8 protein-coding genes and 1 pseudogene are annotated in these 9095 nt (G+C 61.1%); 6 read left to right on the plus strand and 3 right to left on the minus strand.

Going from position 1 to position 9095, the window contains the following annotated elements; all coding sequences use genetic code 11:
* The 5 genes and pseudogenes from B3V69_RS09705 to gshB form a co-directional block, all read left to right on the plus strand.
* On the plus strand, positions 1-724 hold a 724-nt coding region (locus B3V69_RS09705), incomplete at its 5' end, for a glutamate-5-semialdehyde dehydrogenase (protein ID WP_296446039.1).
* Positions 725-821: 97 nt separating this feature from the next.
* Positions 822-2117: a glutamate--cysteine ligase gene (gshA, locus tag B3V69_RS09710; protein WP_296446041.1), complete on the plus strand. Its 1296-nt coding sequence runs from the start codon at positions 822-824 to the stop codon at positions 2115-2117.
* A gap of 169 nt (positions 2118-2286) precedes the next feature.
* Entirely contained in the window at positions 2287-4155 is a 1869-nt protein-coding gene (locus B3V69_RS09715; protein WP_296446043.1) for a potassium transporter Kup, read from the plus strand.
* A gap of 11 nt (positions 4156-4166) precedes the next feature.
* Positions 4167-4893, plus strand: a pseudogene (locus B3V69_RS09720) (benzoate/H(+) symporter BenE family transporter); the annotation flags it as partial.
* A 102-nt stretch (positions 4894-4995) separates the two neighbouring features.
* A complete protein-coding gene (gene gshB, locus B3V69_RS09725; protein WP_296446064.1) occupies positions 4996-5943 on the plus strand; it encodes a glutathione synthase in 948 nt (315 codons plus the stop codon).
* Here gshB and B3V69_RS09730 read toward each other — a convergent pair.
* The 3 genes from B3V69_RS09730 to B3V69_RS09740 are packed head-to-tail and all read right to left on the minus strand — an operon-like array spanning position 5880 to position 8493.
* Entirely contained in the window at positions 5880-6764 is an 885-nt protein-coding gene (locus B3V69_RS09730; RefSeq protein WP_296446045.1) for a class II glutamine amidotransferase, read from the minus strand. The two genes, gshB and B3V69_RS09730, sit on opposite strands and share 64 nt — an antisense overlap.
* A 51-nt stretch (positions 6765-6815) precedes the next feature.
* Positions 6816-8294, minus strand: a complete 1479-nt coding sequence (locus B3V69_RS09735; protein WP_296446046.1) for a DHA2 family efflux MFS transporter permease subunit — start codon at positions 8292-8294, stop codon at positions 6816-6818.
* Positions 8295-8301: 7 nt separating this feature from the next.
* Positions 8302-8493: a 4-oxalocrotonate tautomerase gene (locus B3V69_RS09740; RefSeq protein ID WP_296446048.1), complete on the minus strand. Its 192-nt coding sequence runs from the start codon at positions 8491-8493 to the stop codon at positions 8302-8304.
* A 63-nt stretch (positions 8494-8556) separates the two neighbouring features.
* Here B3V69_RS09740 and B3V69_RS09745 point away from each other — a divergent pair.
* Positions 8557-9095: CoA-transferase (locus B3V69_RS09745; RefSeq protein WP_296446050.1), on the plus strand; the 539-nt coding region annotated here is incomplete at its 3' end.

Raw genomic sequence — 9095 nt, forward strand, 5'->3', positions numbered from 1 at the left:
CACCGACCGCGAGGTGGTGGGCCAGCTCATCACCATGCCGCAGTATGTGGATGTGATCATTCCGCGCGGCGGCAAGGGCCTGATCGAGCGCATCAGCCGGGACGCGAAGGTACCGGTCATCAAGCACCTGGACGGCAATTGCCACGTGTATGTCGATGATCCCTGTGACATCGAGATGGCGGTGCGGGTGGCGGACAACGCCAAGACCAGCAAATACAGCCCCTGCAACGCCGCCGAAGGCCTGCTGGTGGCGCGCGGCGTGGCGGCCGCTTTCTTACCCCAAATCGGCGCCATCTATGCCGCCAAAGGCGTGGAAATGCGCGGTGACGCCGAGGCGCTGGCGCTGCTGGCCACGGTGCCAGGCGCGCAGCTGAAGCCCGCCCGCGAGCAGGACTGGTATGAGGAATACCTGGCCCCGGTCATCAGCATCAAGGTGGTGGAAGGCGTGGACGAAGCGATTGCCCACATCAACCAGTATTCGTCGCACCACACCGATGCCATCATCACGCGCGACCACATGCACGCCCAAGCCTTCCTGCGGGAAGTCGATTCTGCGAGCGTGATGGTCAACACCAGCACCCGTTTTGCCGATGGTTTTGAATTTGGCCTGGGTGCTGAAATTGGGATCAGCACCGACAAGTTCCACGCCCGTGGCCCGGTCGGCCTTGAGGGCCTGACCTCGCTGAAGTATGTGGTGCTGGGGCAAGGGGAGGTGCGGGTTTAGCACCGGGGGCGGTCCGGGGGTCCTTGCAAGCGGGATGCTCGTCCCCAGATCCTAGAATACGTCCAGTTTTCGCACTTTATTCATCCAAGAGGGCCGCATGGTTCCACATCTCGTCACCGCGCTCACCGGCCCCATCAACGAACTTGAGCAGCGCGTCCTGGACTCCATGCCGGCGATCGAGCGCTGGTTTCGTCTCGAGTGGATGGAGCACACGCCGCCGTTTTACAGCTCGGTGGACGTGCGCAATGCCGGCTTCAAGCTGGCGCCGGTGGATACCAATCTGTTCCCCGGCGGCTGGAACAACCTCACCCCCGAGATGCTGCCGCTGGCGGTGCAGGCGGCCATGGCTGCGATCGAGAAAATCTGCCCTGAGGCGCGCAACTTGCTGCTGATTCCCGAGAATCACTCCAGCAACACGTTTTACCTGTCGAGCGTGGCGCAATTGCGGCGCATCTTCCATATGGCGGGCCTGAACGTACGCATCGGCTCCATCGACCCCGCGATCAAAAAAACCACCACGGTCGAGTTGCCCAACGGCGAAAGCGTGACGCTGGAGCCCGTCATCCGTGGCCGGCGCCGCCTGGGGGTCAAGGATTTTGACCCCTGCACCATTCTGCTGAACAATGATCTGAGGGCGGGCGTGCCGGGCATTCTGGAAGATATTCACGAGCAATACCTGTTGCCGCCGCTGCACGCAGGCCGGTCTACGCGGCGCATGAGCAAACATTTCAAGTGCTACGAGGAAGTGGCCAAGCGCCTGGGCAAGTTGCTCGGGGTGGATCCGTGGCTGATCAACCCGATGTTCGAGAAATGCGGGGAGGTCAAACTGGCTGACGACTCGGGCATGGAATGTCTGAGCAGCAATGTCGATGCCCTGCTGACTAAAATTCGCCGCAAATACAAGGAATATGGCATCAAGGAGAAGCCATTCGTGGTGGTCAAGGCCGACAACGGCACCCATGGACTGGGCATCGTGACCGTGCGTGACGCCAAAGACCTGGAGGCGCTGGGCCCCAAAGTGCAAAGCAAAATGAGCGGCACGCGGGAAGGTCAGCAAGCCCAGGATATCCTGATTCAGGAAGGGGTGTTGACGAAGGAACGGATGCATGACGCGGTGGCCGAGCCGGTGGTCTACATGATGGACCGTTACGTGGTCGGTGGTTTTTATCGTATTCATGCTGATCGTGGCGTCGATGAAAATCTCGATGCGCCGGGCTCCAGCTTCGTGCCATTGGCTTTTGAGCAGAGTGCGCGCTTACCTCAACCCGGCATCAAGCCCGGCGCCAGTGCCCCCAACCGTTTTTATATGTACGGCGTGGTGGGGCGTCTGGCCATGCTGGCCGCCAGTTACGAGCTGGAAGCGACGGACCCCGATGCCGAGGTATACGAATAAACGCTGTCTCATGCGCAAGCTGGCCTGTGGTCGGTAGTTGTTGCATTGCAACATTTATGGGCTTTGGCGAACTAAGCGCTTATCGTGCGTTTGTAACGCCACCGGCAAGCGCAAAATGGCGTTCCCAAATGGAATGGAACCCCGCTGAGAATCAAGACGGGGTGAACTAGTGGCAGCATCCAAATCTTCCCTTACGGCGCTCACGCTGGGCGCCATCGGCGTTGTTTACGGCGACATCGGTACCAGCGTTCTGTACGCGGTCAAAGAGGTGTTTGGCTCCGGCCATGTTCCGTTCACTCCCGACAACGTCTATGGCATTTTGTCGATTTTCTTCTGGACCTTGACGATCATCGTGTCCATCAAGTACGTGGTGCTCGTGCTGCGTGCGGACAACAACGGCGAGGGTGGTCTGGTGGCCATGCTGGCGCTGGCCTCGCAGTCGGTCAAGGACAAGCCCGAGCTGCGACGCGTGCTGTTGCTGGTCGGCATTTTTGGTACCTGCCTGTTCTACGGTGACGGCGTGATTACGCCGGCCATCTCCGTGCTATCGTCCGTGGAAGGCCTGGAGGTGATATCGCCGGCCTTCAAGCAGTATGTGATCCCGCTCACACTGGTTATCCTGTTTGGCCTGTTCGCGGTGCAAAAACACGGCACCAGTGGCATTGGCAAATTTTTCGGCCCCATTACCCTGGTTTGGTTCGCCTGCATTTCGATGTTGGGTCTGGCACATATTTTCACGAACCCCGCCATTCTGTGGGCCATCAGCCCCCTTTACGCCCTGGGCTTCATCTGGCGCAACCCGGGCATCACCTTCATCGTTCTGGGTGCTGTGGTGCTGTGCGTGACGGGGGCTGAGGCGCTCTACGCCGACATGGGCCACTTCGGCAAGAAGCCGATTCGTGTGGCCTGGTTTTCAGTCGTCATGCCGGCGCTCACGCTCAACTACTTTGGTCAGGGCGCGCTGCTGTTGAAGCACCCCGAGGCGGTAAAGAACCCGTTTTTCATGATGGCGCCCGACTGGGCCCTGGTGCCGCTGGTCGCGCTGGCCACCTTGGCCACGGTGATCGCATCGCAGGCCTTGATCTCGGGCGCGTTCTCCGTCACCAAGCAGGTAATCCAGCTGGGCTATCTGCCACGCCTGCAGGTCCTGCACACCAGCGTGAAGGACACCGGGCAAGTCTACCTGCCGTTCGTCAACTGGGGCCTGTTTGTCGCCATCGTGATGGCGGTGGTGATGTTCAAGTCGTCCAGCAATCTGGCAGCGGCCTACGGTATTGCGGTGTGCACGGACATGCTGATTACCACCATCCTGACCTTTTTCGTGATCCGCTACAGCTGGAACTATCCCCTGGCGCTTTGTATTGCGGCCACCGGCTTCTTTTTCGTGGTTGACTTTGCGTTCTGGGCGTCCAACCTGCTCAAACTGGTTGACGGCGGCTGGTTCCCGCTCATGATCGGGGGCGCCATCTTCACCCTCATGATGACCTGGAAGGACGGCCGGCACTTGCTGAACGAGAAACTGCGCGCTGACGCGATTGACCTGACCAGCTTTCTCGAGGCCGTGTTTGTGAGCCCGCCGGTGCGCGTTGAAGGTACGGCGGTGTTCCTCACAGCCGAGCCCGGCACGGTACCCAATGCGATGCTGCACAACCTCAAGCACAACAAGGTGCTGCACGCGAACAACCTGTTTGTCACGGTGCGTAACCACGAGGTGCCGTGGATCGGGATGGACAAGCGCCTGGAGATTGAATCCCTGGGGCACGATTGCTGGCAGGTGGTGATCCACTATGGGTTCAAAAATGACCCCGACATCCCCAAAGCGCTGCAGCACATCAAGGGTCGAGGCTGCGAGTTGGATGCCATGACCACCAGCTATTTCTTGTCACGCGATACCGTCGTTCCCACTATTGGCAGCGGCATGTCGCACTGGCGTGAAAAGCTGTTCGCGCAGATGCATCACAACGCGAGCGGTGCTGCGGCCTTCCTGAAACTGCCTAACAACTCGGTGGTGGAACTGGGTTCGAAAATCGAAATCTAGTCTCTTGGCCCATGCGCTTTTTTAAAGGTCTGAGCCTGTCTGCTTTCCTCGCAGGTTTCGTGGCCGAACTGGTCGGCTTCACCAGTTCGATGACCATCGTGTTCCAGGCTGCTTTGGCGTTCAAGGCCAGCCTCGAGCTCATCACGTCATGGATGTGGCGCTGGGGCTCGGCATGGGACTGTGCACACGGGTGCCGTCGCTGTGGCTGCGCAAGCCGGTCATGGTGGCCTGGAGTACGACGCGGTGCCTCTGACTCCGCTGGTTGCTATTATTTTCGTAGCTTTTCGTGCAGATTTTACGGGAGCTAGCGTCAGTTTTTATGCTGTGAAACCGGTGTTTACGGCACCCCGCTTCAGCTTCAGTGCCATCATGGGTCTGGCTTTGCCCTTGTTTGTGGTTGCGATGGCGCCGCAGAATCAGCCCGGCGTGGCCGCGATTCAGGCGGGAGGTTATGGCAGCATCGCCGGCAAGGGACGTGGCGAGGGCATTCCGATTTCCAAAATCATCACCCTGACCGGTTTGGTCACGCTCGTGCTGGCGCCGTTCGGGGCTTTTGCCCTCAACTTGAGTGCCATCACCGCTTTCCCCGAAGAGCTGATCGCGGCCATTGCCGGTCTGGCCGTGTTGGGCGCCATCGGCGGTGCGCTGGCCACGGTCGTCAGGGACGAGCTGCGCCGTGAGGCCGCCTTGATGACCTTCCTCGTCACGCTCAGCGGCGTCGTCATCGCCGGGGTGGGGTCGGCCTTCTGGGGCGTCGTGGCAGGCGCGTTGGCGCTATTTGTGCAACAGTACGGCAAGTCGCATTTTTTTAACCGTCCATTGCCTGAACTCTTTTTGCCCATGAACATTCTTTTTGTTGCCGATCCGCTCGAATCCTTCAAGATCTACAAAGACACCACTTTTGCCATGATGCGCGAGGCGCAAAGGCGCGGCCATAGCGTGGCCACCTGCGAGCCGCAAGATGTGATGTGGCAGCGCGGAGCCCTGGTCACGGCGCATGTACGGGACATCGTGCTCACGGGGCTGCCTGACGCGTGGTTCGAGGTCCGAGAAGCGCGCGCGGTGGCGCTGAAGGATTTCGACGCCATCCTCATGCGCAAGGACCCGCCGTTTGACAGCGAATACTTCTATGCCACGCACCTGCTGGCACAGGCCGAGCGGGAAGGTGCGCGGGTGTTCAACAAGCCGGGCGCGCTGCGCGACCACCCGGAAAAGCTCGCCATCATGGAGTTCCCGCAGTTCATCGGCCCGACCCTGGTGACGCGCGACGAGGCCGACATCAAGCGCTTCCACGCGGAGCACCAGGACATCATCCTCAAGCCGCTCGACGGCATGGGGGGCATGGGTATCTTCCGCGTCGGGCCGGACGGCCTGAACCTGGGTTCCATCACCGAGACGCTGAACCGCCACGGTGAGCAGAGCCTGATGGTGCAGAAGTTCCTGCCCGAGATCGTGGACGGCGACAAGCGCGTGCTGGTGATTGGCGGCAAGCCGGTGCCTTACTGCCTGGCGCGCATTCCGCAGGGCAGTGAGGTGCGCGGTAACCTCGCCGCCGGGGGCAAGGGCGTGGCGCGGCCGCTCTCCGTGCGGGACCGTGAAATTGCCGAGGCGCTGGGGCCCGTGCTGCACCGCCGCGGGCTGCTGCTGGTGGGGCTGGATATCATTGGCGACAGCCTGACCGAGATCAACGTCACCAGCCCGACTTGCTTTCAGGAGATTTTTGATCAGACCGGGTTTGACGTGGCCGCCATGTTTGTGGATGCGCTGGAACTTGCCGTCAAGGGCTGACTGAGCCAAGGCATGCGCGTGGAGCAGCTGCACCCTGCAAGGGCGCCATCCACAAACACCTGAAGCTCGCCGGGGGCCATGGCGATCCAGGCTTCATTGGTGGTTAGCGGCTCGGTCACCACAATGGCCAGCCGGTCTTGGGGGCTGTTGAGACTGGCCAGATCGACCTTCACATCGTCATCCTTGAGATGCACTTCCGTGAACGGGTGCTGGCGCAGCACGTAATACAGTTTGGTGCTGGCATGTGCCCACAAGGCCTGTCCATTGCTCAGCAGAAAATTGAAGGTGCCGTGCTTGGCAATTTGCGGCACCAGCTCAGCCAGAGTGCGGGTCAGTTCTTGCACGGTGGGAACACCGACATGGGATTTGGCCAGCTCCTGCAGCAGCCAGCAAAAAGCCAGTTCGCTGTCGGTATTGCCCACGGGCTTGAAGCTGCCGTGCAGCGAGGGCGCATAGTCTTTCAGGTCGCCGTTGTGGGCAAACACCCAATAGCGGCCCCACAACTCGCGCACAAACGGGTGGCAGTTCTCCAGGGTGACGGCACCCACCGTCGCCTTGCGCACATGGGCCACCACGTTGTGGCTTTTGATCGGGTAGCTGCGCAGCATCTTGGCAATGGGCGAGGTGGATGCCCCTTCCTTGTCGACGAAGTAGCGCACGCCCTTGCCCGGCTTGTCCGGCGTCGCGCTTTCGCTTTCAAAGAAGGCGATGCCCCAGCCGTCGGCATGATGGTCGGTACAGCCGCCGCGCTGTGAAAACCCGGTGAAGCTCAGCGTCAGACTGGCGGGCAGGAAGCTGTTCATTCCAAGCAATTGGCACATGTCGCAATTTTACTGCGCTGCCGTAGGCGCAAACATCCAGATGAGCCCGGCTTATCCGGCCTTGTTCCGTGGCGGGATGGAACGCAACTGCCATGCCGCTGCCAGCGCCAGCGCGCAGAGTATGGCCAGCAGGGCAAAAGACTCGTTGAAGGCGGCCAGCCGTGCCGGGCTGCTGCGGGGGTTGGACAGCAAGTCCCCATGGGCCGCCAGGCGCCACTCCAGCACAATGCCGCAGACGCTGACCCCGACGGCGCCGCCCAGTGTGCGCAGGAAGTTGATGGCGCTCGAACCCTGCGGGATCAGGTCTTTGTGCAGCTCGCGCAGGGAGCCTGAGTTGAGTGAGGGCAGGATGAAGCCCAGGCCGATGCGGCCCAGAATGGCCCAGGCCATCAGCACCCAGAGACTGCCGCTCAGGCCGACGGTGCCCATCAAGGCGAATGACGTCGCCAGCAAGGCCAGTCCAATGCTCACCAGCAGATAGGTCGGGTGCCGGTCGGCCAGGCGACCGACCAGGGGAATCGTGATGGCCAGCACCAGCCCGGCCGGCAACAAAATGGTGCCGACGTGCGATGCCGACAGCTCCAGCCCGAGCCGCATGTACACCGGCAACAGGTAGGTCGAGCCGAACAGGGCCATGCCGTAAATGAAAGCGACGATGCTGCCCATGGCAAACGCTCGATGGTCAAAGAGCGCCAGATTCATCAGAGGCGCATCGCCACCGGGTGTCATGCTGCGGCCGAGCCGGCGCTGCCATGCGATAAACCCGATCAACGTGGTGACGGCCGCCATCAGCAACAGCAGGGCGGGTGTTGTCGGGCCGGCGTGCAGCTGCACCAGGCCATTGAGCAGACATAAAGTGCCGGTACTGGCCAACAGCAAGCCTGGCCAATCGAGTTTGCCGCCAGCGCGCCTGGCGGACGCGCTAACGGGAGCTGTGGTGGGCACGAAGCGCTGCGCCAGCCACAGAGACGCCAGACAAAAAGGCACGACCATGAAGAAGATGGAACGCCAGCCAAACCAGTCCACCAAGATGCCGCCGACACTCGGTCCGATCGCCGGTGCCAGCACCACGCCCATGCCAAAAATGCCACCGGCGCGGCCTTGCTCATGCGGCTCAAAAGCGCGCAGGATGATGATGGCGGGAATCGGTTGCACGACGCCGGCTGCCAGCCCCTCCGCCACCCGTGCCGCCAGCACCAGCGAGAAATCGTTGGACAGGCCGCCGATGACACTGCCAAGCAGCAACAACCACATGGTGCCGGCGTAGGTGCGGCGATAGCCGTAGCGCGCCAGCAACCAGGGTGTGGTGAGCATGGACACCGTCATGGCGATCATGAAGCCAGAGGCCACCCACTGGGCACGTTCCTGTCCCAATGCGAAGTGGCGACTCATGTCGGGCACCGCCACATTGATGATGGTGGACGACATGATGGACGCCATGGTGCCCACCATCACCGCCAGCAGCAGAAGCCAGCGGTAACGCTCGCCGTAATGCGCCTGCAGCTCTGGCAGGGTGGCAGGATGTGTCAAGACGGGTTCAGGAGCAGGGCTCAGTCCACAGAATGCCACCGGTGGCCCAGTTTTCGCGCTTGACGTCGGTGATCAAAATGTCGACCATGTCCACAGTTCCCCCCAGTACTTCAACCGTGACGCGGGTGATGGCTTCCACCAGCTTTTTCTTTTGTTCAATGGTGCGTCCTTCGAGCATTTCGACATGGTAGGTTGGCATGATTTTCCTTGGTTGCGTTGCGGAGAATGTCAAGCATGATAGGGCCACCGACGAGGAGACGTTTTGCATACCAATTTCAATGTCAATGAACACGTGGTCCCGGGAACACGGCGCAACAAAGTGGTGACGGCTGCCGAAGCCGTGCGTCTGATCCATGACGGCGACACCGTGGCGACCGGTGGTTTCGTCGGCATTGGCTTTGCCGAGGAAATTGCCGTGGCCCTGGAGGCCCGCTTTCTGGCGACCCAGTGTGAAACCGGTGTCGGGGCGCCCGGCCAGTTGACCTTGGTGTACGCCGCCGGGCAGGGCGATGGCAAAACGCGGGGCCTCAATCACCTAGGACACAAAGGCATGGTGCGCCGGGTTGTGGGCGGGCATTGGGGCCTGGTGCCCGCACTGCAAAAGCTGGCGGTGGACAACGAAATCGAGGCCTACAACCTGCCCCAGGGCGTGATTTCCCATTTGTTTCGGGACATTGCCGCCGGCAAACCCGGCACGCTGACGCATGTCGGGCTGGACACTTTTGTGGATCCCCGCTTTGGCGGTGGCAAGGTCAATGCGCGCACCACCGAAGAGCTGGTGCGCTTGATGGAAATAGACGG

It is taken from the genome of Rhodoferax sp. UBA5149, from assembly GCF_002413825.1.
Classification (GTDB): Bacteria; Pseudomonadota; Gammaproteobacteria; order Burkholderiales; family Burkholderiaceae_C; genus Rhodoferax.

Bases quoted from the DNA above. Each gene is read 5' to 3' on its own strand.
- B3V69_RS09740 (WP_296446048.1), bottom strand. From the start codon at position 8,493: ATGCCAACCTACCATGTCGAAATGCTCGAAGGACGCACCATTGAACAA.
- B3V69_RS09730 (WP_296446045.1), bottom strand. From the start codon at position 6,764: ATGTGCCAATTGCTTGGAATGAACAGCTTCCTGCCCGCCAGTCTGACG.
- gshB (WP_296446064.1), top strand. From the start codon at position 4,996: ATGAACATTCTTTTTGTTGCCGATCCGCTCGAATCCTTCAAGATCTAC.
- gshA (WP_296446041.1), top strand. From the start codon at position 822: ATGGTTCCACATCTCGTCACCGCGCTCACCGGCCCCATCAACGAACTT.